The organism is Sphingobium lignivorans (genome assembly GCF_014203955.1).
GTDB classification, from domain to species: Bacteria; Pseudomonadota; Alphaproteobacteria; order Sphingomonadales; family Sphingomonadaceae; genus Sphingobium; species Sphingobium lignivorans.
In genome coordinates, this window is sequence record NZ_JACHKA010000001.1 from 3,904,409 (window position 1) to 3,926,709 (window position 22,301).

General features: G+C 67.3%; 19 protein-coding genes. 5 read left to right on the forward strand and 14 right to left on the reverse strand.

The features are described 5' to 3' along the window. The first annotated feature begins 32 nt into the window (after positions 1–32). From HNP60_RS18205 to HNP60_RS18225, 5 genes are all read left to right on the forward strand, one after another. Positions 33–3,635, forward strand: coding sequence for a hydantoinase B/oxoprolinase family protein (locus HNP60_RS18205; RefSeq protein ID WP_184156336.1), 3,603 nt, complete (start codon positions 33–35; stop codon positions 3,633–3,635). 80 nt (positions 3,636–3,715) lie between these two features. After that, positions 3,716–4,402: a DUF969 domain-containing protein gene (locus tag HNP60_RS18210; RefSeq protein ID WP_184156338.1), complete on the forward strand. Its 687-nt coding sequence runs from the start codon at positions 3,716–3,718 to the stop codon at positions 4,400–4,402. Beyond that, positions 4,399–5,340, forward strand: a complete 942-nt coding sequence (locus tag HNP60_RS18215) for a DUF979 domain-containing protein (RefSeq protein WP_184156340.1) — start codon at positions 4,399–4,401, stop codon at positions 5,338–5,340. The genes HNP60_RS18210 and HNP60_RS18215 overlap by 4 nt, the downstream gene beginning before the upstream one ends. Continuing rightward, the gene (locus tag HNP60_RS18220) at positions 5,337–6,329 is read left to right on the forward strand and encodes a DUF2891 domain-containing protein (protein ID WP_184156342.1); all 993 of its coding nucleotides are present in this window, start codon (positions 5,337–5,339) and stop codon (positions 6,327–6,329) included. Before HNP60_RS18215 ends, HNP60_RS18220 begins: the two co-directional genes overlap by 4 nt. Before the next feature lie 110 nt (positions 6,330–6,439). Next, the gene (locus HNP60_RS18225) at positions 6,440–8,746 is read left to right on the forward strand and encodes a S8 family peptidase (protein WP_260394970.1); all 2,307 of its coding nucleotides are present in this window, start codon (positions 6,440–6,442) and stop codon (positions 8,744–8,746) included. A gap of 8 nt (positions 8,747–8,754) precedes the next feature. On the opposite strand, the gene ssb is transcribed toward HNP60_RS18225, so the two are convergent. The 14 genes from ssb to HNP60_RS18295 form a co-directional block, all read right to left on the reverse strand. Beyond that, the gene (gene ssb / locus HNP60_RS18230) at positions 8,755–9,285 is read right to left on the reverse strand and encodes a single-stranded DNA-binding protein (protein ID WP_184156346.1); all 531 of its coding nucleotides are present in this window, start codon (positions 9,283–9,285) and stop codon (positions 8,755–8,757) included. A gap of 161 nt (positions 9,286–9,446) precedes the next feature. After that, positions 9,447–11,312 carry a ferrous iron transporter B gene (gene feoB / locus HNP60_RS18235; protein WP_184156348.1) on the reverse strand — a complete coding sequence of 622 codons (1,866 nt, stop codon included), beginning with the start codon at positions 11,310–11,312 and terminating at the stop codon, positions 9,447–9,449. Next, a complete protein-coding gene (locus HNP60_RS18240; protein ID WP_184156350.1) occupies positions 11,312–11,593 on the reverse strand; it encodes a FeoA family protein in 282 nt (93 codons plus the stop codon). Before HNP60_RS18240 ends, feoB begins: the two co-directional genes overlap by 1 nt. Positions 11,594–11,704: 111 nt before the next feature. Further along, complete coding sequence (locus HNP60_RS18245) at positions 11,705–12,388, reverse strand: COQ9 family protein (protein WP_184156352.1); 684 nt, start codon at positions 12,386–12,388, stop codon at positions 11,705–11,707. Between the two features lie 95 nt (positions 12,389–12,483). Then, on the reverse strand, positions 12,484–12,906 hold the full coding sequence (gene ribH / locus HNP60_RS18250) for a 6,7-dimethyl-8-ribityllumazine synthase (RefSeq protein WP_014078001.1): 423 nt from the start codon (positions 12,904–12,906) through the stop codon (positions 12,484–12,486). 31 nt (positions 12,907–12,937) lie between these two features. Then, positions 12,938–13,789, reverse strand: coding sequence for a DMT family transporter (locus HNP60_RS18255; protein ID WP_184156354.1), 852 nt, complete (start codon positions 13,787–13,789; stop codon positions 12,938–12,940). Positions 13,790–13,792: 3 nt separating this feature from the next. Continuing rightward, entirely contained in the window at positions 13,793–15,082 is a 1,290-nt protein-coding gene (gene ribB / locus HNP60_RS18260) for a 3,4-dihydroxy-2-butanone-4-phosphate synthase (RefSeq protein ID WP_014078003.1), read from the reverse strand. A 91-nt stretch (positions 15,083–15,173) separates the two neighbouring features. After that, positions 15,174–15,530, reverse strand: a complete 357-nt coding sequence (locus tag HNP60_RS18265; RefSeq protein ID WP_041392215.1) for a DUF1428 domain-containing protein — start codon at positions 15,528–15,530, stop codon at positions 15,174–15,176. An 83-nt stretch (positions 15,531–15,613) separates the two neighbouring features. Next, positions 15,614–16,219, reverse strand: a complete 606-nt coding sequence (locus HNP60_RS18270) for a riboflavin synthase (RefSeq protein WP_184156355.1) — start codon at positions 16,217–16,219, stop codon at positions 15,614–15,616. A 9-nt stretch (positions 16,220–16,228) separates the two neighbouring features. Beyond that, a complete protein-coding gene (gene ribD / locus HNP60_RS18275) occupies positions 16,229–17,206 on the reverse strand; it encodes a bifunctional diaminohydroxyphosphoribosylaminopyrimidine deaminase/5-amino-6-(5-phosphoribosylamino)uracil reductase RibD (protein ID WP_184156357.1) in 978 nt (325 codons plus the stop codon). A 2-nt stretch (positions 17,207–17,208) separates the two neighbouring features. Continuing rightward, positions 17,209–17,658 (reverse strand): hypothetical protein, encoded by a 450-nt coding sequence (locus HNP60_RS18280; RefSeq protein WP_184052273.1) that lies wholly within the window; start codon positions 17,656–17,658, stop codon positions 17,209–17,211. 76 nt (positions 17,659–17,734) lie between these two features. Further along, complete coding sequence (locus tag HNP60_RS18285) at positions 17,735–18,406, reverse strand: energy transducer TonB (RefSeq protein WP_184156359.1); 672 nt, start codon at positions 18,404–18,406, stop codon at positions 17,735–17,737. 759 nt (positions 18,407–19,165) lie between these two features. Then, complete coding sequence (gene gltX / locus HNP60_RS18290) at positions 19,166–20,518, reverse strand: glutamate--tRNA ligase (protein WP_184156361.1); 1,353 nt, start codon at positions 20,516–20,518, stop codon at positions 19,166–19,168. Positions 20,519–20,522: 4 nt separating this feature from the next. Then, entirely contained in the window at positions 20,523–22,193 is a 1,671-nt protein-coding gene (locus HNP60_RS18295; RefSeq protein WP_184156362.1) for an NAD+ synthase, read from the reverse strand. Positions 22,194–22,301: the final 108 nt, after the last annotated feature.

The following is a 22,301-nucleotide window of genomic DNA, read 5'->3' on the forward strand; positions in this document are numbered from 1 at the left end:
TCCGCCGGAAAAATACTCTAGGCAGAGCATCCATGACAATCGGGCGCTGGCAGTTCTGGGTGGATCGCGGGGGCACTTTCACCGATGTGATCGCGCGCGCGCCGGATGGGCGCATCGTCACGGCCAAGCTGCTTTCCGAAAATCCGGAACACTATCGCGATGCTGCCGTCGCTGCGATGCGGCGGATCATGGGCGTGGCGCACGGACCGCTGCCGGCGGCCGACATCCGCGTGGGCACCACCGTCGCCACCAACGCGCTGCTGGAGCGTAAGGGCGAACCGACCGCGCTGGTCATCACGCGCGGTTTCGGCGATGCGCTCCGCATCGGCTACCAGGAGCGGCCCGAACTGTTCGCGCGGCATATCGTGCGGCCGGAGCCGGTCCATGCCGCCGTCATCGAAGTGACCGAGCGGGTGAGCGCGGCCGGCGAGGTGCTTCTCCCGCTCGACGAGGCAAAGGCGCGCGCGGACCTGCAGCGCGCTTATGACACGGGCCTGCGCGCCGTCGCCATCGTGCTGATGCACGGCTATCGCTACACGGCGCATGAAGCGAGGCTGGCGCGCATCGCGCGCGACATCGGCTTCACGCAGGTTTCGGTGAGCCATGACGTCGCGCCTCTCATCCGGCTGGTCGGGCGAGGCGACACGACACTGGTGGATGCCTATCTCTCCCCCGTGCTGCGCCGCTATGTCGAGGTGCTTCAGGGCGAGGCGGGCCCGGCCGTCGATGCGCTGTTCATGCAGTCCAATGGCGGCCTGACGGCGGCGAACGCCTTTCACGGCAAGGATGCGATCCTCTCGGGCCCCGCGGGCGGTATCGTCGGCATGGCCCGCACCGCGCGGGCGGCGGGGATCGATCACGTAATCGGCTTCGACATGGGCGGCACCTCCACCGACGTCTCCCACTTCGCGGGCCAGTATGAGCGGGACAGCGAGACGATGATCGCGGGCGCGCGCATCCGGGCGCCGATCATGCGCATCCATACCGTCGCGGCGGGCGGCGGATCGATCTGCGGGTTCGACGGCACGCGCTTCTTCGTGGGGCCGGAATCGGCCGGCGCGGTGCCCGGCCCGGCCTGCTACCGGCGCGGCGGCCCGCTGACCGTGACCGACTGCAATGTGATGCTCGGCAAGATCGTGCCGCATCATTTCCCGAGCGTGTTCGGCCCGTCGGGCGACCAACCGCTCGACGCCGCCGTGGTGCGCGACATGTTCGGCGCCCTCGTCGAGGAAGTGCACAGTGCGACCGGCCGCGTGCTCAGCCCGGAACAGGCCGCGGAGGGGTTCATCGCCATCGCCGTCGCGAACATGGCGAACGCGATCAAGGCCATCTCCGTCCAGCGCGGCCATGACGTGACGCGCTACACGCTCGCCTGCTTCGGCGGCGCGGGTGGGCAGCATGCCTGCCTCGTGGCCGATGCGCTCGGTATGGACCGGGTGATGATCCATCCGCTCGCGGGCGTGCTCTCGGCATATGGCATGGGGCTGGCCGACCGGCGCGAGGTGCGCGAGCGCACGGTGAGCCTTTCGCTGGACCGCACCACCGGCCCGGCGGATCTGGCCGCGTCCATCGCCGCGCTCGGCCATGCCGCGGAAGCAGCGCTGCGCGCGCAGGGTGTCGAGGGGCCCTTGCATCGAGAAGCGGCCGTGATGCTCCGTCTCGAGGGCACCGACAGCCTTATCGAAGTTCCGCACGGCCCGCTCGCGGACATGAAGGCAGCATTCGAGGCGGCCTATCGCGAGCGCTTCGGCTTCGTCGGTTCGGCACCGCTGGTTGCCGAGATGATCCGCGTTGAGGCGGTGCTCCCGGGCGACGCCGCAAGCACGCTCGACCTGCCGATGCCGGCGCAGTCCGCGCCGCCGCTCGAGACGGTGCGCACGTTCATGGCCGGCACGACGCATGATGCGCCGCTCTATGACCGGGCCCAGCTCGCCATCGGATTCAGGGTGGAGGGGCCCGCGATCATCATCGATACGGTCTCCACCACCATCGTCGAGCCGGGCTGGCGCGCGCAGGTCCATGACGAGGGATCATTGCTGCTTACCCGCTATCTGCCGCGCGTGCAGGAGAAGGCGGACGACAGGCAGGCCGACCCGGTGCGCCTGGAAATCATGGGCGGGCTGTTCATGGCGATTGCCGAGGAAATGGGCGCGGCCCTCCAGCACAGTGCCTCATCCGTCAACATTCGCGAGCGACTGGATTTTTCCTGCGCGCTGTTCGATGCGCAGGGCAATCTCGTCGCCAACGCGCCGCACATGCCAGTGCATCTGGGCTCGATGGGCGAAAGCGTGCGCACCATCCTGCGGCGGCGTGGGGACGGGCGCGACGGGCGCGGCATTCGCCCGGGCGATGCCTATGCGCTCAACGCGCCTTATGAGGGCGGCACCCATCTGCCCGACATTACCGTCATCATGCCGGTGTTCGTCGACGCTGCGGATGCCGCCCCGGCCTATTTCGTGGCGGCGCGCGGTCATCATGCGGACATTGGCGGCATCACCCCGGGATCGATGCCGCCCGGCAGCACCAGCGTCGAGGAAGAAGGTGTGCTGCTCGACAATGTGCTGATCGTGGCGGACGGGCGGTTCCTCGATGCTGAGATTTCCGCCCTGTTGGGGTCGGGCCGCTGGCCCTCCCGCAACATCGGGCAGAATCTGGCGGACCTGAAGGCGCAGGTCGCGGCCTGCGCGAAAGGCGCGGCCGAGTTGCGCCGCATCAGCGCCGAGCAGGGCGCGGATGTGGTCGCTGCTTATATGGGCCATTGCCAGGCGCAGGCCGAGGAAGCGGTTCGCCGCCTGATCGCGGGCCTTGGCGACGGGGATTTCCGCTATGCCATGGACAATGGCGCGCAGGTGACGGTCCGCGTCACCATCGACCGCGACGCGCGCGCCGTCACCATCGACTTCACTGGCACCAGCGCGCAGCTTCCCGGCAATTTCAACGCGCCGTTGCCGGTGGTGCGCGCCGCGGTGCTTTACGTGCTGCGCACCATGCTGGACGATCCCATTCCCATGAACGAGGGCTGCCTGCGGCCGGTGACGCTCATCGTTCCGGAAGGCTCGATGCTCCATCCGCGCCATCCTGCAGCCGTGGTGGCAGGCAATGTCGAGACCAGCCAGGTGGTGACGGATGCGCTGTTCGGGGCATTCGGCGCCATGGCGGCCGCGCAGGGCACCATGAACAACTTCACGTTCGGCAATGCCCGCCATCAATATTACGAAACCATCGCCGGCGGCTCGGGGGCCGGGCCGGATTTCGACGGTACCAGCGTCGTCCAGACGCACATGACCAACAGCCGCCTCACCGACCCCGAGATCCTGGAGACCCGTTTTCCGGTTCTGCTCGAGAGTTTTGCCATCCGCCGCGGTTCGGGCGGGGCCGGTGCGCATCGGGGCGGCGACGGGGCCGTGCGGCGAATCCGTTTCCGCGAAGCGATGACCGCGGGCATCCTGTCCAACCGTCGCGCTGTCCCGCCATTCGGGCTTGCCGGCGGGGAGCCCGGCGCGCCCGGCGCGAACCGGGTCGAGCGAGCAGACGGTCGTGTCGAATCGCTGCGGGCGACAGCGGCGGTGGAAATGGCACCGGGCGACGTCTTCGTCATCGAGACGCCCGGCGGCGGAGGCTACGGCAAGGCATGACCCGCTCACGCCGCCATGCGATCAATGGCTGGATGGAACGGCAAAAGCCATGACGGCCGGAACAGGGGGGCGCTGACATCATGTGGGTATTGCTCGGCATTGCGGTGATCGTCGTGGGCTTCATGCTCCGCTTCAATCCGCTACTCGTCATCATGGTCTCGGCGCTGGTGACGGGGCTGGCCGCCGGTCTCGATCCGATCGCCATCGTCTCCGCTTTCGGCAAGGCCTTCAACGAGACCCGCTATGTCAGCATCATCTGGATCGTGCTGCCGGTCATCGGCCTGCTCGAGGCCTATGGGCTGCAGGAGCGGGCCAAGGCGCTGATCGGCGGGCTGAGAGGCGCCACGGTCGGCAAGCTCCTCACCGGCTATCTGCTGCTGCGACAGGCAACGGCGGCGATCGGCCTCACCTCGGTTGCCGGACATCCCCAGACGGTGCGTCCGCTGGTTGCACCGATGGCGCAGGCCGCCGCCGAGGCGCAGGCGGGCGACCTGCCCGAGGAGATGCGCGAGGAAATCAAGGGCTGGTCCGCGGCGACGGACAATGTCGGCCTCTTCTTCGGCGAGGATATCTTCCTCGCCATCGGGTCGATCCTGCTCATCGTCGGCCTGCTCGACCAATATGGCATTCATGTCCAGCCGCTCCAGCTTTCGCTGTGGGCAATTCCCACTGCGATCAGTGCCTTCCTCATCCATGGTTTCCGGCTGTGGCGGCTCGACCGGCGCGTCAGTGCCCTTAAGGCCGAAGGGACGGAGACCCGGCCATGATCACGCTCGGCTGGGTCTATGTGCTCGCGGGCGGGGCCTTCGCGGCTTTCGCCGTGCTCGGCCTCTCCGACAATGCCAATCCGAAGCGGTTCGGCAATGCCGCCTTCTGGGGCCTGATGGCACTCAGCATGTGGGCTGGCGACTTCCTGGGTGACCTGGGCAACGGGCTGCTCGTGCTCGCGCTGGTTGCCATTGCCGGGATCGGCGCACTAGGCCGGAGCGGCGGCGGGGACGTGGCCCCCGCCCTGCGCGCGGAGCGCAGCCGCCGCTTCGGCAACGGGCTGTTCCTGATCGCCCTGGTCATTCCGGCGAGCGCCCTGCTCGGCACCGTCGCCCTACGCCATTTGCCGACGCTCATCGATGTGAAGCAGGTGACGCTCATCAGCCTCGCTCTGGGTGTGCTGCTGGCGCTCGCTTATGGCCATGCCCGCCTGCGCGCCGCGCCGATGCTACCGCTGCAGCAGGGCCGGCGGCTGATGGATCAGGTCGGCTGGGCGGCCATCCTGCCACAGATGCTCGCCAGCCTGGGCGCCGTGTTCGCGCTCGCCGGAGTGGGCGAGGCGGTGGGCGGCATCATCCAGCTTGCCATCCCCGAGGGCAGCCTGCTCGGCGCCGTGATCGCCTTCGGCCTCGGCATGGCGCTCTTCACCATCGTGATGGGCAATGCCTTCGCTGCCTTTCCGGTGATGATCGCCGCGATCGGCATGCCCCTGCTCATCACGCGCTACGGCGGCGACCCCACCATCATATCCGCTATCGGCATGCTCGCCGGCTTCTGCGGCACGCTGATGACGCCGATGGCCGCCAACTTCAATCTCGTGCCCGCGGCATTGCTGGAGCTGAAGGACGAATATGGCGTGATCCGTCGCCAGATCGGCACCGCCCTCCCATTGCTCGCTGTCAACATCGCGCTCATCTATCTACTGGCTTTCCGATGACAGATCTCACGCCCGACATCGCGTCCCGCTTCGCGCGGCTCACCCTTGGCCATCTGGGCCGGCAATATCCCTACAAGATGGATCTGGTGATGAACGGCCCGGCAGATGCGCGGCCGCCCATCACCCACAATCCCATCTTCCATGGCAGCTTCGACTGGCATAGCTGCGTGCATGGCTGGTGGCAGGTCATGCGCCTGATGCGGCTCTTCCCGGCCATGCTGGAGGCCGCCGAGATCCGGGCGCGGGCCGACGCCATGCTGGTGCCGGACAAGGTCGCAGGCGAGATCGCCTGGTTCGAGCGGCCCAATGGCGGCAATGCCTCCCGGCCCTATGGCTGGGCCTGGCTGCTCGCGCTGCACCATGAGCTGACGCAGCATGACGGACCCTGGGCGGATGCCATCGAGCCACTGGCCCACAATCTCGCCGGCCGTCTCGCCAATCATCTGCCCAAGCTCACTTATCCCATCCGCGTCGGCACGCATTTCAACTCCAGCTTCGCGCTCACGCTGGCGCATCGCTGGGCGGAAGAGCGCGACCCGTCACTGCGGACGCTGATCGAGCAGCGCGCACGGGACTGGTTCATGGAAGATCGCGATTGCCAGGCCTGGGAGCCGGGCGGTGACGAATTCCTTTCCTCTGCCCTCTGCGAAGCACTGCTGATGAGCCGCGTGCTGCCACGGGAAGAATTCGCACGCTGGTTCGGGGCATTCCTGCCCCGCGCCGCATCGGGGCAGCCCGCGACGCTTTTCACGCCCGCTCTCGTCTCGGATCGCAGCGACGGGAAGATTGCGCATCTCGACGGCCTCAACCTGTCCCGGGCATGGTGCTGGCGCGCCATCGGCGCCCGGCTCGCGCCCCATCCGCTGGAGGCTGTCATCGCGCCGGTGCTGCAGGCTCATCTCGATGCCAGCCTGCCGCATGTCGCGGGTGACTATATGGGAGAGCACTGGCTCGCGACCTATGCCCTGCTGGCGCTCGGCGGCGACTGAACGGCCCCAACCTCTCCATCGAGGCTGCATGCCTCCTTAACCATCCTGCTATAGGGTGAGGCGCCTAAACGCCCGGGGGGGATTCGGGCGGACGGGGAGCATCGAGCAGCATGACGCGCTGGCCGCGACGGGGAACCATTCCGGCACTTATACTGGCCCTTTCCGCCTGTGGCGGTGGCGGCAGCATCAATTCGACGCCGGCGCCGGCGCCTTCTCCCTTGCCGACGCCTGCCCCGACGACTGCGCCAACACCCGCACCTTCGCCAACGCCCACACCGGCCGCCAGCTTCGACACCGCGGAGTATCGGCAGTCCAGCGGGCCGTCCCATCATGGCGGGATAACGGCTTATGCCGCAGGTGCCTCGGGCGCAGGCGTCACGGTGGCAGTCCTGGACAGTGGCCTCTCCGATCCTGCCGGCGAGTTCACCGGTCGCATCAGCGCCGCCTCGCGGGGCTTTGGCAGCAACACGAGCTATGCGGACGTCGAGGGGCACGGCACCGCGGTCTCGGCCGTCCTCGCCGCCGGACGCAATGACCGGCACATCATGGGCATGGCCTGGGGCGCGACGCTCATGGCCTTGCGCACGGACGACCAAAGCAATTGCAGCGACAGCGGCTGCACGCACCCTACCAGCGCAATCGCCAGCGCCATCGATCACGCATGGCAAAACGGCGCCCGGGTCATCAACATCTCGCTCGGCGGGGGGACGGCCCCCGGCCAGCTGCTGCAGGCAGTGAGCCGCGCCACGGCGGCCGGCACTATCATCGTCGTTGCCGCCGGCAACAATCTCGAGGGCGAAGCGCCGCTGGTCTCGCCGGACGCCCTCGCGCAATCCTTCGCTGATCCCGCTTATGCTCGCGGACTGGTCATCATCGCTTCGTCCGTGAACGAGAATGACACGGTGAGCGGCTTCTCGGCAGGCGTTTTCGGCTTCGAAACGGTGAGCCTCGCCGCGCTGGGCAATCGCGTGCGCACCATCGATCATGAGGGCGTGGACTATCTCTATACCGGCACGTCGCTGGCCGCGCCGCAGATATCGGGTGCCGCGGCGCTGCTGGCACAGGCCTTCCCCAATCTCTCCGGCAGGCAGATCGTGGATCTGCTGCTCTCGACGGCACGGGACGTCGGCGCGCCCGGCGCGGACGCGCGCTATGGCAGGGGCATTCTCGACGTGGCGGCGGCGTTCGCGCCGCAGGGGCAGCTTCGCGTCGCCGGCACTGGCCTCGCCGTCACGCCCGGCGCGAACAGCGCGCTCTCCGCGCCCATGGGTGACGTGACCGGCGCAGCGCTCGGCACCGTCGCGCTCGATGCTCTGGCGCGCGCCTACCGGGTCGATCTCTCGCCGGGCTTCCTGCGGCGAGGGTCCATGCACTCACTCGGCGCCGCGCTCGACCAGCATGCGCGCCATGTCACAATGGGGAGCGAGGCGCTGGCCCTCTCGCTGAACGTGGCGCCGGTCATGGGAAGCCTGTCTTCCGCCGGATCATCGCTTCTGGATGTGGAGCGCGGGCGCCAATCCCGCCTTCTCTCCGGCGTCCTGGAAGCCCGCTTTTCCACCGACATGGCCATGACGCTCGGCTTGCGAACCGGCTTCTCCGCGCTTGCAACGCGCGCGCGGGGCGGCGCTGCACCCACGTTCCTCATGGCCGACCATGGCTTCGATGCGCAGCGCGGAGATTTGCGGCCGGCAGGCGCCATGATGCTCTCCCGCAGGCTGGGCGAAGGCTTCAGCCTGACAGGCGGCTTTGAGACCGGCCATGTCGGCGCGCCTGTGCATCGGCCCGGCGTGACCGACCCGGTGGCGACGCGCCCTGCTCCTTATCATGCCGTCAGCATGACGATCGGAATGGAGCGGAGCGCGGCCGCCCTTTCTGCTGGCCTGACTCTCATGGACGAACCGGCAAGCGCGCTTGGCGCCCGGTTCGATCCGCTACTCGGCGGCCAGTCCGCTCGCACGCTGTTCGCGAGGCTCGGCGGATCGATGCGAGTCGCGCCGCAACTGACCCTTTCGGCCAACTGGCAACATGGCTGGACGCATGCGGCCGCCGGCGGCCTGCTCACCCGGGGCGGCCAACTCGCCAGCGAAAGCTGGTCAATCGACCTTGCCCGCCGCAATCTCTTCGCGTCGGACGATTTACTGGGCATCCGCATCGCGCAGCCGCTGCGCGTCGTTGCCAGCCGTTTCGATCTCGCCCTGCCAGACCAGTGGGACTGGGAAACGCAGGTCGCCACCAGCCGCGTGGTGCCGCTCGACCTCGCGCCGGGTGGCCGGGAACGCAATCACGAGCTGAGCTATGCGCGATCCGTCGGCCCCGGCTGGCTGGGCGCCAATCTTTTCCTGCGGGAACAAGGCGGCAATATCGCCGCGATGCCGGACGACCTGGGGCTCGCGCTGCGCTGGTCCGCGCGCTTCTGAAAGCGGACTCAGAAGGGAATTTCGTCGTCGTCGAAGCCGTCGTTGAATGGGCTCGCGCCAGAGGCCGGGCGGGCCCCGCCGGACGAACGCGCGCCCGCGCCGCCGCCGAAACCGCCGCCCATGTCATCGCCGCCAGCGCCCCAGCCTTCGTTGCGCCGGCCGCCACCTTCGCCGCTGCCCCCGCCAGGGCCGCCGTCCAGCATGGTCATGACCGCGCCGGGGCCGGACAGGACGATCTCGGTCGTGTAGCGATCCTGTCCGTTCTGGTCCTGCCACTTGCGGGTCTGCAGCGAGCCTTCGATATAGACCTTCTTGCCCTTGCGCAGATACTTCTCGGCGATGCCGATGAGTCCGTCCGACCGGATCACGACATTGTGCCACTCGGTGCGCTCGCGCCGCTCGCCGCTCTGGCGATCGGTCCAGTTGTCCGACGTGGCAATGCGGATGTTGCAGATGCGCCCGCCGTTGGAGAAGCTCTTCACTTCCGGATCGGCGCCGAGATTTCCGACGAGAATGACCTTGTTGACGCTGCCTGCCATGAAGCTCTCCGAAAGCGGGATAGGGAATTGCCCCCGCTTATAGACGCGCCGCGCGGCTCGTCCAGTCCGCCGCTGGGGCCGATCGCCATTCAGCCGATCGCGGGTCCGCGTCGCGGGCGATCATGAGGCGGAAGGGTCGTTGGACCTGAACCCGGCCCGACCTAGAGGCCAAGCGCCACGGCAGTCCAGTAAGTGGCGCCCGCAGCCAGCCACGCCAGCGCGAACAGATAGGCGGTCATGAAGAGAGGCCAGCGCCAGCTATTGGTCTCCCGCTTCGTCACGGCGAGAGTCGAGATGCACTGCGGCGCGAAGACAAACCAGGCCAGGAACGCCAGCGCCGTCGGCAATGACCAGCGCCCCTGCAGCCGCTCGCCGAGGCTTTGCGCGAGTTGCTCCTCGTCGTCGCTTTCCTCGATAGCGTTGGCCGTGGCGAGGGCGGAGACCGCCACTTCGCGCGCCGCCATCGCGGGAATCAGGGCCAGCGAAATCTCGTGATTGAAGCCGATCGGCCGCAGCACCGGCTCGATCACGCTCGCGATGCGACCGGCCGCGCTATACTCAACCGGGCTGAGATCGCTCCCCGCCGGCGGCTTGGGGAAGGAGAGCAGCACCCACAAAGCGATCGTGGTTACGAAGATGATCGTCCCCGCTCGGCGCAGGAAAATCCACGCCCGCTGCCACAGACCGATGATGACGTCCCGCAGCAGCGGCATCTGATATTTGGGAAGCTCCATCAGGAAGCTGCCGCCCTGCCCCTTCACCACGCCCATGCGCAGCAGCGCAGCGACGATCATCGCGCCGACGATGCCCGACACATAGAGGATGAACAGCACCAGACCTTGCAGACCGATGCCGCCGGCCACGGCGCGGTCAGGTATGAAGGCGGCGATGATGAGCGTGTAGACCGGCAGGCGGGCCGAACAGGTCATCAGCGGCGCAATCAGGATCGTGGTCAGCCGGTCCTTGGGATCGCTGATCGTGCGCGTTGCCATGATGCCGGGAATGGCACAGGCAAAGCTCGAGAGCAGCGGAATGAAGGCGCGGCCGGAGAGACCCACTTTCGCCATGAGCCCATCCATCAGGAAGGCGGCGCGCGTCATGTAGCCGGTCGCTTCCAGCAGGATGATGAAGAAGAAGAGGATGAGGATCTGCGGCAGGAAGACGATCACCGACCCGACACCGTTGATCACGCCCTGGACCAGCAGATCGCGCAGGAAGCCATCCGGCAGCACGGCTTCCACCATCACCTGCAGGGCAGCGAAACTCTCCTCGATCCAGGCTACCGGTGCTTCCGACCAGCTGAAGACGGCCTGGAAGATGATGAACAGCAGCCCCAGCAGGATCAGCGGCCCCGCCACCGGATGCAGCACCAGCTTGTCGATCGCGCCGGTCACGCGCCGCGTGGGCGTCTCCGAGACAATCGCACGCCGGGCGATCCGCCGCGCCTCGCGGCGCAGTTCGTCCTCATCGCGCGGAGCCTGCTGCGCCTGAACCGGCTGCGGCGTCGCATGGGCAGGCAGCGCCTTGCCGATCTCATCGGACAGATGATCGAGCCCGCGGCGCCGGACAGCGACGGTGGGAACAACAGGGACGCCCAGATCTTCCGACAGACGGGCCGCATCCAGCTCCAGCCCGTCCCGCGTGGCGAGATCGACCATGTTGAGCGCGACGATGCACGGCGTGCCGAGAGCGATCAGCTCCAACGCGAACCGCAGATGATTGTCGAGATTGGCGGCATCGAGCACGATGACGAGCAGATCGGGCCGCCGCTCGCCCTGCTGGTAGCCGAATATGACGTTGCGCGTCACTTCCTCGTCGGGGCTCTTGGCGTCCAGACTGTAGCTGCCCGGCAGATCGACGATGTCCAACCCGCGCCCGTCGGCCAGAACCAGCCGCCCGGCCTTGCGCTCGACAGTGACGCCCGGATAGTTGCCCACTTTCTGGCGCGCGCCGGTGAGCGCGTTGAACAAGGCGCTCTTGCCGGCATTGGGATTGCCGACCAGCGCAATCAGTCCGCTATGATCCATCAGGCGGCCTCTTCCCCGTCCCCTGACGCGGCAAGTCCGACGGGGCCCGTCCTCACATGGATTGCATCGGCATGGGCCGCGCGCATCCCCACGATCATGCGTCCTACGCGACAGGCATGGGCGCCACGCCCGGTGAAGCCCGCGCGATGAAGCAGCTCGATGCTGGCGCCCTCGCACAGCCCCAGCTCCCGCAGGCGCTTGCCATCGAGCTCGGACATCGCTGTCCAGTCAACGCTGTCGACATAAGCGGGCTGATTGGGGGCAAGGGACGTGAGGCGCAAGACGAGGCTTTCTTCTATTTGATGCGAGTGATTATCAATAACATGCCCTTGGGGCAAGCCCATCGCGAGTGCGGCCGCACCGCCCCGGCTATCGACCCGCAGTCGAACCTTCTAGAGCCCGCGATATCGCAGCCGGCCAAGGAAACGAGACATGCTGAAGTGCCTGTCCCCGCGCGCGGACAGGCGCGCCTTGGCCTTTTCGAAGCGCATCACATTCTCGATGCGGCGCGCGAGAAACGCGCGCGTGTCGGCATGATCCTCGCTCTCGTCATTCACGAAGACAAGCGCGGTGGCCGCATAGACGGCGGCGAGCGTCGCGCGCTTGGTATAGTGATTGTAATCGACCGCCGTATCGCCTGCCGCGCGCCAAATGACGTCCGCCGCGCGCCAGCCGAGCCGCGTGGCTGCGGCGATGTTGGTCGGCATGGACAGGATGGCCTGCGCGCGTCGCAGCGCTTCCCGGTGCGGCGCCATAAAGGCGAGGCGCGCTTCCACAAGAGCCGTAATGCGGCCACGGATGCTCATTGCGGCAATCTCTTCCGCCGGGAGGCGCGCCAGCATTGCGGCGTCCACGGCGGCGAACCAGGCATCGATCATCACCATCGCGCCGCCATCGAAGGCCAGCGCCGCGATATCCCGGTCGACGCCGGCATTGTCGGCCGCCATCGCGACCGCAGCCTGTGTCCAGCCATCGAAGGCCGCGTTTGCAGCGACCAGCGGCGCGAGCCGCAGGCGCAACATGTCGAGCGTTTCTCCGTCCAGAAGGCCGGTGTCGGCGGGCTTGGTCGCGATCATCGGCTCCCCTTAGCCGATCCCGATGGCGCTGTGGAGCATTCCTTGGCGGAAAGGGCGAGAAAAGCTGCGCAAACCGCCCGGCCCGGCAGCGCGCCTCAGTCCCGGAAGCTGCTCGCGATCTCCAGCATGCGGATGGCTGCCTTTGCCGCTTCGCCGCCCTTGTCCTTCTGCGCCGGATCGGCGCGCACCAGCGCCTGCGCTTCGTTCTCGACGGTCAGGATGCCATTGCCGATGGCGATGCCGTCCATGGCCAGCGCCATGAGCCCGCGCGCGCTCTCGTTGGAGACGATCTCGAAATGATAGGTCTCGCCCCGGATGACGACGCCGATGGCCACGAAGCCATCATAGCGTCCGCTTTCCGCCGCCATGGCGACCGCGCCGGGCACTTCCAGCGCGCCGGGCACGGTGAGCACTTCCGCCCGGTGCCCCGCTTCCTCGATGGCGGCTTTCGCGCCGGCGATCAACAGATCGTTGAGATGCTCGTAGAAGCGCGCTTCGACGATGAGGAATCGGGCCATGGCTTGTCCTTTCGGGAACGGAGAGGGAAAATCATGAGAAAGCGGTGCGTGCGATGACACCGAGCGTGCCCGCCGTCACCAGCAGCCCACCGCAGATGCGCTGCCAGCCGAGCTTCTCCTTCAGCATCACGGAGCCAAGCACAAGCCCGACGATGAGGCTCGTCTCGCGAATCGCCGCCACCGCGCCGACCGGGGCGAGGCCGAGAGCGAACAATGCCGGCGCGAAGGAAATGACCGCCATGATGCCGGCGACCAGACCTGCCTTGCGGTCCCGGCTCATCAGCACCCGCCCTTCACGCCCATAGCGCGCGAACAGCAGCAGCGGGATCGGGAAGGCGCCAAGCAGGAAGAACCAGGCGACGAAGGTCAGCATGTCCGGCGCGATGCGCACGCCATGGGCGTCGACCAGCGTGTAGGTGGTGGTGAAGAGACCCGTGATCGCGGCGGCGATGAAGCCGGTGCGGGTGATCGCGCCCTTGCCGGCGAGGAAGAGGATGCCACCGCTCACCAGCGCCACGCCAACCAGCGCGATGCCGTCAAGCCGGTCACCCAGCAGCGCCATGCCCAGCAGGGCCGTGAAAATGGGCACGAAGCCGCGCGCGATCGGGTAGGCCGCCGTGAAGTCGCTCACCGCATAGGACCAGGACAGCACGACCTGATAAATCGCATGGACCGCCACGGCCGCGAGCAGCCAGGGCCAGAGCATGGCGGGCGGCAAGCCCATCCACAGGACGAGCGGCAGGGCGATCAGCAGTTCCACCACCCTGATCCACGCCAGCGTCGCCAGCTTGTTCACGCCCGACTTGAGCAGGGCATGCGCGAAGGCGGAGGTGAAAGCGGAGACGAGCGCGAGCAGCAGCCCCACCGCCGCGGTCGTCGCCATGCGTCAGACGCCGGAAATGGGGCGCTCCCCGACGACGGACAGGTCATAACCGTCGAGTGCGATGAGATTGTGATGGCTGTTGGTCAGCAGGATCATGTCATGCACACCCAGCTCGGCGAGAATCTGCGCGCCGACGCCATAGTCGCGCAGTTCATCCATGCTGCTCAAGCCCTCCGCGCCGGCAGAGCGGGCGCGCATGCTGCGACTGAACCGGTCCGTATCGGGACGATTGATGACGACGACGACGCCGGCGCCCTCCTCCGCGATGAGCTCCATCGAGCGGGCGAGCAGGCCAGCGCGCGCGCCCTCCTCGCCGAAGATGTCCGAGAACATGGAGACCTGATGCATGCGCACCAGCGTCGGATTTTCCGGCGAGATGTGCCCCTTGATGAGAGCGACCTGCTCGGACTGGGTGGCGCGGTTGAAGAAGGCGACGGAACGCCATTCGCCGCCCCAGCGACTGCGGAAGGTGGTTTCCGCCCGGCGCTCGATCATGTGATCGTTGCGGCGGCGATAAGCGATCAGGTCGCGGATCGTCCCGATCTTGAGGCGATGCTTCTGCGCGAAGGGGATGAGGTCGTCGAGACGCGCCATCGTCCCGTCATCCTTCATGATCTCGCAGATCACGCCCGAGGGATTGAGCCCGGCGAGTCGCGCGACATCCACCGCCGCCTCGGTATGGCCGGTGCGCACCAGCACGCCGCCGTCCCGGGCGATCAGCGGGAAGACATGGCCCGGGGTCACGATATCGGCCGGCCCCTTGGCCGAGTCGATGGCCACGGCCACGGTGCGCGCGCGGTCGGCCGCGGAAATGCCGGTGGTGACGCCTTCGCGCGCCTCGATGGAGACAGTGAAGGCAGTCTCGTGACGCGTGCCATTGCTCGCGCTCATCAGGTTGAGGCCAAGCTGCTCCACCCGCTGGCGGGTCAGCGCGAGGCAGATGAGCCCGCGGCCGTGCGTCGCCATGAAGTTGATTGCGTCCGGCGTCGCCATCTGGGCGGGAATGACGAGATCGCCCTCATTCTCGCGATCCTCGTCATCGACGAGGATGAACATGCGCCCGTTGCGCGCCTCGTTGATGATTTCCTCGGCGCTGGCGAGGGCCGTGCCATGCTCGCGCGCGAAGAGATAGGATTCGAGCTTGCCGAGCGTCTCGGCGGTGGGGTTCCAGTCCGCTTCGTCCAGCCGGCGCAGGCTGTTGGCGTGGAGCCCGGCGGCCCGGGCCAGCCCGGAGCGGGAGAGAATGCCGTCACGCACCAGCTTGCGGACGCTTTCGATCAGTTCGCTGCTCATGTGGCCCCGCTATCACATCAGCATGTGATATGCAAAGCGGCGATTGCACATTCCCTTCGCGATGCCCGCAACGGGCAGCCGGCGGGTCTGTTCAGGTACGGCCCATCGTGCATATGGGCTCGAAGCAGCCGATAATAAGGCGCCGCGCATCGAAGGGGATGTCCTCGACGGCGTCCAGGACGCCGTCCGCGTGCATCCGAGCCTCGGCCTGTTCGAGGCTTTGCTTGTCGGGCCAGACCTGCCAGGCAAACACGATCTTCTCACCCTCCCGCGCCGCGACCGCGCGCCGGAAGTCGGTTTCCTTGCCTTCGGGCACATAGTCCTCCCAGCATTCGACGATCTCGAGACAGCCATAGCGGCTAAAGATCTGCGCGCTGTTCTCGGCCCATCGGCGATACGCGTCCATCCGGGCTTCCGGAACGGGAATGACGAGACCCGCGACGTACATGGCTCAGCTCCTTCGCATGAAAGGATGTTCGCCGGCCCGTATATCAGCCACTCATGAGGGGCGGCAATGATGCCCTCATCGGATCAGGCTGCCGCATGATCCTTCATGCGCGAGAGATAGCGGGCCAGCACGTCGATCTCCAGATTGACCGTCCGGCCGGGCGCGAGGCGGCCCAGCGTGGTCACGGCGAAAGTGTGCGGGATGAGATTGAGGCCGAAGGTCGTGCCATCCGGGCCGTCCTGCACATCGTTCACGGTGAGCGACACGCCATCGACCGCGATCGAGCCCTTGGCCGCGATGTAGGGCGCCAGCTCGGCCGGCACCCCTATCGTGACACGATGCGAGTCACCTTCCGGTGTGATGGCCGTCACTTCACCGATGCCGTCGACATGGCCAGTGACGATATGGCCGCCCAATTCGTCGCCGACCTTCAGGGCGCGTTCCAGATTGAGCCTGTGCCCTTCCGCCCAGGCACCCGGCGCGGTGCGCGACACCGTCTCGCCGGAAAGATCGACCGCGAACCAGTCCGGCCCCTTGTCGACCACGGTCAGGCAGACGCCCGAACAGGCGATGGATGCGCCGATCGCCACGCCGCTCATGTCGTAATCGCAGCCGATGACGAGTCGCAGGTCGCCCCGTTGCTCGGCGGACCGGATGGTTCCGATGTCGGTGATGATGCCAGTGAACATGCGTCCGCTCTATCCGGCCCGCATCCGCTCGTAAACCTCCAGCCGGTCCGGCGCGAGGGTGCGTTCGTCGGTCAGCCGCCAGCGCTCGTGCGCGTCGGCGAGGTCGATGAGGCCGATGTCCGCCAGACTGGCCATGCCTCGGCCGATCAGGATCGGGGCGCGATAGAGCAGCAGCCGGTCGACCAGATCCTCGGTGAGAAATGCCGCCGCCGTCTGCGCGCCACCCTCGATGAGCAGGTGATCGCCCGGCAGGCTCGCAATGTCCGAGGGGCGCTCGACGGCAAGCCAGCCCTCCGGCGCCGCGCCGCTCCGGCTCAGCACGCAGCGGACCGGGGAGCGATCGGCAAGACCGGGGAGCCGGACGTCCAGGCGCGGCCGGTCATGCGCCAGCGTGCCCCTGCCGATCAGGATCAGCTCGTGCCGCGCCCGCTCGACATGGGCGTGGGCCCGTGCGGCCTCGCCGGTGATCCACTGGCTGCTGCCATCGGGCAGGGCAATGCAACCGTCGAGCGACGTCGCGAGCTTGAGCGTGACGAACGGGCGCCGGGAGCGCTGGCGGGTCAGGAAGCCGGCCATGGCGGCGCGCGCCTGGGCCTCCAGCATGCCGACGGTCACCGCGATCCCGGCGGCGCGCAGCCGCGCCACGCCTTCGCCATTGGTGCGCGGGTCCGGATCGGTGAGCGCGACGACGACACGCGCCACGCCCGAACCGACCAGCAGACTGGCGCAGCAGGGACCGCGCACCGAATCATGCGCGCAGGGCTCAAGACTCACATAAGCGGTGCCGCCGCGCGCCCGGTCGCCGGCCTGCGCCAACGCCATGGCTTCGGCATGAGGACGGCCGCCAGGCTGCGTCCAGCCCCGCCCCGCCACGCGACCGGCAGCGTCGAGCACGATACAGCCGACATTGGGATTGGGCGCGGTACGTCCACGACCCCGCGCCGATAGAGCGATGGTCGCCGAGAGCAGAACCGTGTCGCCAGCCAAGGTCAGCGCGTCGCCGTGTCCGTCGCGCCAGCCTCGTGCGCCAGCGCTGCTTCCAGCCGCTTGTGAAGCAGCTTGTTCATGGCGGCGATGGTTTCCTTGCGCTGGGCCCGGTTGCGGATTTCGTCTTCGCGCCACTCGATGCCGAGACTGTCGGCCACGCTCTGGAATTCGCGCTGCTTGCGCTCCAGCGCCGCCTCATATTTGGCGAGATCCTCGATCTGGCGGCGGATGATGTCGCTGTCCTTCCGGTCGCTCATCCAGCTTTCGACATAGATGATCTCGCGCTCCTTGGGGGGGATGCGCGAATCGACGAGAAAACCCCACAGGAGGAAGCCGGTCAGCGTGATCGACAGGGCAAGGATGCTCCAGCGATGCGGCCGCTCGCGCGAGAACATCTCGCGCAGGTCAGCGAACGCGCTGGTCGGGGAAACCGGGCGGGGAAGAATGGCCATGGCATCAACATAGGCGTCTGCCGCCCGGTTGGGAAGCCGCGGGACCGACGATCGCGCCGCCGGCCCCGCATGTCGCTCAGTTCTCGAGCCTGAAATGCACCGTCATGGTCTGGACGGACTGGACCGCGACGCCATCGCGCGTGGCGGGCACGAAGCGCCAGAACCGCAGGGCCTGCCGCCGCGTCTCCTCGAAGAAGACCGGATTGGACGCCGAGACCATCTCCACATCCGTTACCCGGCCGCGCGGATCGATCGTCACGCGCACGGTCACGCTGCCCTCCAGCCCGTCGCGCCGCAGTGCCGCCGGATAAGCGGGACGGAAGGCGTCGGCAAAGCGCGGGTCAGGCCGCGCCTTGTGAAGCACCGGTTCGGCCGGCGACTCGATCGGCGCGATCGGCTCCGCCGGCGTGGTGGGCAATCTGAACTCGGAGAGGGCAATCTGGGGCCCGGTATCGAGCGGCACCAGCGGCTCCACGCGAATCGGGTCCGGCTGGACGGGATGAGCGATCACAGGCTGCACCACATTGCGGGGGCTCTCGGTCTTCTGGGGCTCCGGCACGGGAGCCGGCAGTGGATCGAGCGGCACATGCCTGATCCGGATCGGCGGGTCGGCCGGAATGACCTGCACAGCGACCGGCAGCGCGATCAACAGGGCGAACAGGCCCCCATTGAGCGCAAGCGCGGCGGCCATGGCTGCCGGCGAACGGCGGCTGCCATAAGTGGAACGGGGCACTGACATGTCTGACATGGCACCTCTCCTGCACTTTCTGTAATGTTATAATGTTACCATTTTGCGAGGGCAGATGCCAGTCCGAAACGAGCGTGGAGGGCCAGGAGGATGGGAGCGATGAAAATGCTATGGGGCCAGTTCCGGCCCCGTCCATGGAAACCGCCGGACAGGCTGATTCGCGAAGCGCCGGCGAGACTCAAGCCGCTGAGAGAGGAGGGAGAGCGACGGACGGCGCAAGCGCTCCATGACGGCCCGGCGATGCCGGTCCAACAAGGCACGGTGCCCTGAAAGTTGACAAAGATGACGACACGTCCGGGTCATCTTCCCCTTCCATGAACTTTCGATGTGGCGGACAGCGGAGCCCGTCTCGGCAAGCCTGTGCGGCCGGCCGGATGATGGAACGCCAATCATGAGAAAGAACCGTGCCTTCCTGCGCCTGTTTCAAGAGCAAGCGTTCGGCGGGCCTGCCATGGCAGACGGCGTGTAGGACAGGGGAAAAGCGAATCCGATCAGGCGATGGAGGGCAAGCACGCCCCGCGCACACTCGCCCGAGACGACCAGCGTCCTTCGGCGTCGCTGGCGCCCCCGGCTCCCGCAGGCAGGGCGGAACCTGCGGCAGCAAGGCTGTCGCGCCCGGCCCGACCACTTTCGAACAAGGAGCCTCAGGAGCTCCGGCCAATGAGTGCATTCGCTCGCGTCGCCCGGAAGAGCAGCGCCGCAAACCGCGTCATGGCGCGCGGCCTGGGGGTTCGAATATCCTCGGGCGGATGCGCCGGATCAGTCGGCCGCGACTTGCGCCGCCGCTGCCCGCAAGCGATCGAGCGCGCGCGCCTTGCCGATGATCGGCAGCAGCGCCGCCATGTCCGGCCCATGATCCATGCCGGTGAGCGCGAGTCGCAGCGGCAGGAACAGCGCCTTGCCCTTGCGGCCGGTCGCCTCCTTGAGCGCGCCCGTGAGCGCGCGCCAGGGATCGTCGCTGAAGTCCGCCTGCGCCAGCATGTCCGCAGCCTGAGCGAGAAAAGCGCGATCCTCTTCGCCCAGAGCGGCGACGGCGATGTCGCCTTCGAGCACCGGCAGCCAGTCCGCCGCCTGCGCGAGCGTCTCCAGATTGGGGCGAATCACTGGCCAGACCGCCGGCGTGACGGCTGCGGGCAGACGGTCTGCCACCGCCTCATAAGGAAGCAGGTGGACGATCCGCGTGTTCAGCCCGGACAATTCCTCTTCCGAGAAGCGCGCGGGCGCCCGGCCGAAGCGCGCGAAATCGAAATGTTCGATCAGCGGCGCCATGTCGGCAACCGGTTCCACCGGATCGCTCGTGCCCAGTCGCGCCAGCAAGGCATTGATCGCCATCGGCTCGATGCCGGCATCGCGAAAATCGCTCACGCCGATCGCGCCCAGCCGCTTGGAGAGCTTGCCTTCGGCTCCGGTCAGCAGCGCCATGTGCGCGAACTGGGGCGTTTCGCCGCCAAGCGCCGCGAACATCTGGATCTGCGTCGCGGTGTTGGAGACATGGTCCTCGCCGCGCAGCACATGGGAAATGCCCATGTCGATGTCATCGATCACCGACGGCAGCATATAGAGCCAGCTGCCATCGGCGCGGCGGATGACGGGATCGGAGAGCAGCTGCGGGTCGAAATGCTGGGGGCCCCGGACCAGATCGGTCCATTCGATGGCCGCCTCATGGTCCAGCCGGAAGCGCCAGTGCGGCCTCTCGCCCGCCGCTTCCCGCGCGGCGATCTCCTCCGGCGTCAGCGCCAGCGCCGCACGATCGTAAACCGGGGGAAGGCCCCGCCCGAGGAGGATCTTGCGACGGATCTCCAGCTCCTGCGCGGTCTCGAAGCAGGGATAGACCCGGCCGGCCGCGCGCAGCGCCTGGAATTTTTCCTCATAAAGAGCGAAGCGCGCGGACTGGCGCACCTCGCCATCCATATCGAGGCCGAGCCAGGCGAGATCGGCGCGGATGCTTTCGACGAAGCGCTCCTCGCTGCGCGCCGTGTCGGTATCGTCGATCCGCAGCAGGCACTTGCCGCCCATCTTGCGGGCCCACAGCCAGTTGTGCAGCGCCGCGCGGATATTGCCGACATGCAGCTTGCCGGTCGGCGACGGCGCGAAGCGGGTAATGACGGTCATGCTCTCAGTGCCCCGTCCGGAACGCATTGGTGATCGGGTAGCGCCGGTCGCGGCCGAAGTTCCGCCCGCCCAGCTTGACGCCCGGGGGAGACTGGCGGCGCTTGTACTCCGCGACATAAAGCAGGCGCTCGATCCGGGTGACCGTCTCGCGCTCGAACCCCATGGCGACGAGCTGGTCGACCGATTTCTCCTGCTCGACCAGACCATAGAGGATCGGATCGAGAACCTCATAAGGCGGCAGGCTGTCCGAATCCTTCTGGTCCTCGCGCAGCTCGGCGGTCGGCGGCTTGGTGATGACCCGCTCGGGCATCACCGGCCCATCCGGCCCCAGCGCGAGGCCCGGCCTTGCCGCGTTGCGCCAGCGCGAGAGATCGAACACCGTGGTCTTGTAGGCGTCCTTGAGCACCGAATAGCCGCCCGCCATGTCCCCATAAATGGTGGCATAGCCCACGCTCATCTCGCTCTTGTTGCCCGTGGTCAGCAGCATGTGGCCGAACTTGTTCGAGAGCGCCATCAGCGTGACGCCGCGAATGCGCGACTGGATATTCTCCTCGGTGAGATCGGCGGCGCGCCCTTCGAAGACCTGCGCCAGCATGTCGTCGAAGGCTTCCACGGCCGGCGCGATTGGGACGGTATCCAGCCGGCAGCCGAGCAACCGCGCACATTCGGCGGCATCATCGAGACTGTCCTGGCTGGTGAAGCGCGAGGGCATCATGACGCACCACACGCGCTCGGCGCCCAGCGCATCCACGGCGACGGCTGCGCTCAGCGCGCTGTCGATGCCGCCCGAGAGACCAAGCACCACGCCGGGGAAGCGGTTGCGGTTCACATAATCGCGCAAGCCCACGACCATGGCATGATAGATGTCGGCCGGATGCTCGTCGAGCGCATGGACCTCGCCGGGCTTGCAGAACCATTTGCCGTCCGTTTCATCGCGCACCCAGTCGGTGACGACGAGCGCTTCCTCCCAGTCGGGTAGCATGTGCGCGATGTCGCCGTCCGCATTGAGGACGAAGGAGGCGCCATCGAACACCAGCTCGTCCTGCCCGCCGACGCGATTGAGATAGAGGATCGGCAGGCCGGTTTCCTCGACTCGCCGGGCACAGACGCCCTTGATACGGAAATCATCCTTGGCGACCTCATAGGGACTGCCGTTGACGGTGATGAGGATTTCGGCCCCTTTCTCCGCCAGATGACCGGTCACGAAGGGGAACCAGATATCCTCGCAGACCGGCAGACCGAGCCTGACGCCGCGAAACATGACGGGGTCGGGCAGCGGACCGGGCGCGAAGAGCCGCTTCTCGTCGAACGTGCCATAGTTGGGCAGCTCGCGCTTCTGCCGGATGGCGACGATCTCGCCCCCGTCCAGCAGCGCCACGCAATTGAACAGCAACCCCTGGTTGGCAATCACCGTGCCGACGAGCATGGCAGGTCCACCGTCCGCCGTCGCCTCGGCCAGCCGGCGCAGCTCGATTTCCGCGCGCGCGGCAAGCGCGGGCTTGAGGACCAGATCCTCCGGCGGATAGCCGATGAGCTGAAGCTCGGGATAGACGACCAGATCAGCCTGCTGTTCCCGGGCTTTTTGACGGCAGGCGAGCATCGCGTCGGCATTGCCGGCGAGATCGCCCATCGTCTGGTTGAGCTGGGCCATGGCAATACGGAGACGATCGGTCATGGCGCGGCTCTAGACCATTTTGAGTGCAGGGCAAATCGCCAGGAACCTGTCGTCAAAGCGTCACAAGCCGCTTTTCACGGCCCCTCTGCGCCGCTAGAGGAGCCGCGA

What these genes read in the sequence shown, in the direction of transcription:
- HNP60_RS18205 (WP_184156336.1), top strand. Translation starts at nt 33, where the DNA reads ATGACAATCGGGCGCTGGCAGTTCTGGGTGGATCGCGGGGGCACTTTC.
- HNP60_RS18210 (WP_184156338.1), top strand. Translation starts at nt 3,716, where the DNA reads ATGTGGGTATTGCTCGGCATTGCGGTGATCGTCGTGGGCTTCATGCTC.
- HNP60_RS18215 (WP_184156340.1), top strand. Translation starts at nt 4,399, where the DNA reads ATGATCACGCTCGGCTGGGTCTATGTGCTCGCGGGCGGGGCCTTCGCG.
- HNP60_RS18220 (WP_184156342.1), top strand. Translation starts at nt 5,337, where the DNA reads ATGACAGATCTCACGCCCGACATCGCGTCCCGCTTCGCGCGGCTCACC.
- HNP60_RS18225 (WP_260394970.1), top strand. Translation starts at nt 6,440, where the DNA reads ATGACGCGCTGGCCGCGACGGGGAACCATTCCGGCACTTATACTGGCC.
- ssb (WP_184156346.1), bottom strand. Translation starts at nt 9,285, where the DNA reads ATGGCAGGCAGCGTCAACAAGGTCATTCTCGTCGGAAATCTCGGCGCC.
- feoB (WP_184156348.1), bottom strand. Translation starts at nt 11,312, where the DNA reads ATGGATCATAGCGGACTGATTGCGCTGGTCGGCAATCCCAATGCCGGC.
- HNP60_RS18245 (WP_184156352.1), bottom strand. Translation starts at nt 12,388, where the DNA reads ATGATCGCGACCAAGCCCGCCGACACCGGCCTTCTGGACGGAGAAACG.
- ribH (WP_014078001.1), bottom strand. Translation starts at nt 12,906, where the DNA reads ATGGCCCGATTCCTCATCGTCGAAGCGCGCTTCTACGAGCATCTCAAC.
- HNP60_RS18255 (WP_184156354.1), bottom strand. Translation starts at nt 13,789, where the DNA reads ATGGCGACGACCGCGGCGGTGGGGCTGCTGCTCGCGCTCGTCTCCGCT.
- ribB (WP_014078003.1), bottom strand. Translation starts at nt 15,082, where the DNA reads ATGAGCAGCGAACTGATCGAAAGCGTCCGCAAGCTGGTGCGTGACGGC.
- HNP60_RS18265 (WP_041392215.1), bottom strand. Translation starts at nt 15,530, where the DNA reads ATGTACGTCGCGGGTCTCGTCATTCCCGTTCCGGAAGCCCGGATGGAC.
- HNP60_RS18270 (WP_184156355.1), bottom strand. Translation starts at nt 16,219, where the DNA reads ATGTTCACTGGCATCATCACCGACATCGGAACCATCCGGTCCGCCGAG.
- HNP60_RS18280 (WP_184052273.1), bottom strand. Translation starts at nt 17,658, where the DNA reads ATGGCCATTCTTCCCCGCCCGGTTTCCCCGACCAGCGCGTTCGCTGAC.
- HNP60_RS18285 (WP_184156359.1), bottom strand. Translation starts at nt 18,406, where the DNA reads ATGTCAGACATGTCAGTGCCCCGTTCCACTTATGGCAGCCGCCGTTCG.
- gltX (WP_184156361.1), bottom strand. Translation starts at nt 20,518, where the DNA reads ATGACCGTCATTACCCGCTTCGCGCCGTCGCCGACCGGCAAGCTGCAT.
- HNP60_RS18295 (WP_184156362.1), bottom strand. Translation starts at nt 22,193, where the DNA reads ATGACCGATCGTCTCCGTATTGCCATGGCCCAGCTCAACCAGACGATG.